The sequence below is a fragment of the Mycobacterium mantenii genome (assembly GCF_001667865.1).
Classification (GTDB): Bacteria; Actinomycetota; Actinomycetes; order Mycobacteriales; family Mycobacteriaceae; genus Mycobacterium; species Mycobacterium mantenii_A.
Map to the genome: position 1 here is coordinate 1 of NZ_LZJP01000039.1, position 988 is coordinate 988.

General features: G+C 57.1%; 2 protein-coding genes. One reads left to right on the plus strand and one right to left on the minus strand.

Annotated elements, in window-relative coordinates; all coding sequences use genetic code 11:
- Window positions 1-159 (plus strand): class I SAM-dependent methyltransferase (locus A5688_RS06465; RefSeq protein ID WP_207546615.1); only part of this gene is annotated, 159 nt, incomplete at its 5' end.
- Between the two features lie 60 nt (window positions 160-219).
- Here A5688_RS06465 and A5688_RS06470 read toward each other — a convergent pair.
- Window positions 220-988, minus strand: a 769-nt coding sequence (locus A5688_RS06470) for a cyclopropane mycolic acid synthase family methyltransferase (protein ID WP_120312489.1), incomplete at its 5' end; no start/stop codon positions are given.

Below are 988 nucleotides of genomic sequence, written 5' to 3' on the forward strand. Positions count from 1 at the left end.
CTCAACATATGGGCGGCCAATCTGGAAGCCAATAAGGACAAGGCGATCGCTGTCCAATCGCAAGAGGTCTACGACCGGTACATGAAGTACCTGACCGGCTGCGCGAAGCTGTTCCGTGAGGGATACACCGACGTCAATCAATTCACGCTGGAAAAGTAACCGGACCACAACGAGCAATCAGCCCCGAACGAATCACGTTCGGGGCTGAATTGCTTTGTCCTACTTGACCATCGTGAACTGCCCCACATTGCAGACGCCCTTGCGGAAGAAGTTCTCGCACCCCGTCAGGTAGTGCATGTAACGGTCGTAGACCTCTTGCGATTGGACAGCGATCGCCTTGTCCTTATTGGCTTCCAGATTGGCCGCCCATATGTTGAGGGTCCGCTCGTAATGCTTCTGCAGCAACTGCACCCGTTCGATCGAGAAGCCAGCAGCCTCACCGAACTTGAAGATATCCTCCTGCGCCGGCAGCTGTCCGCCGGGGAAGATTTCCTGGCCGATGAATCGCATGAAGCGCAAATCGCTCATCGTGATCGAAACACCGCGCTCATGCTGCTGCTTTTGGGAATACGCCAAAATCGTGTGCAACAGCATGCGGCCGTCATCGGGAAGGATGTCGTACGCGCGCTCGAAAAATGCCGAGTAGCGCTCCATCTTGAAAGCTTCGAAGGCGCCGATCGTGACAATCCGGTCGACCTTGTCTTCGAACTCTTCCCAGCCTTGTAGGCGCACCTCGATGTTGCGGTCGGTCGGCAACGCGGCCAGCTTGTTCTTGCTGTACTCGAACTGATTGCGGCTCAGCGTGATTCCGATGACGTTGACGTCGTACTTCTCGACAGCCCGCTTCAGGGCGCCGCCCCAGCCGCAGCCGATGTCCAGCAGCGTCATCCCGGGCTCGAGGTTCAGCTTTCCCAGCGCCAGGTCGAACTTCGCGATTTGAGCTTCTTCGAGCGTCATGTCGTCGCGCTCGAAGTAGGCGCAGGTGATT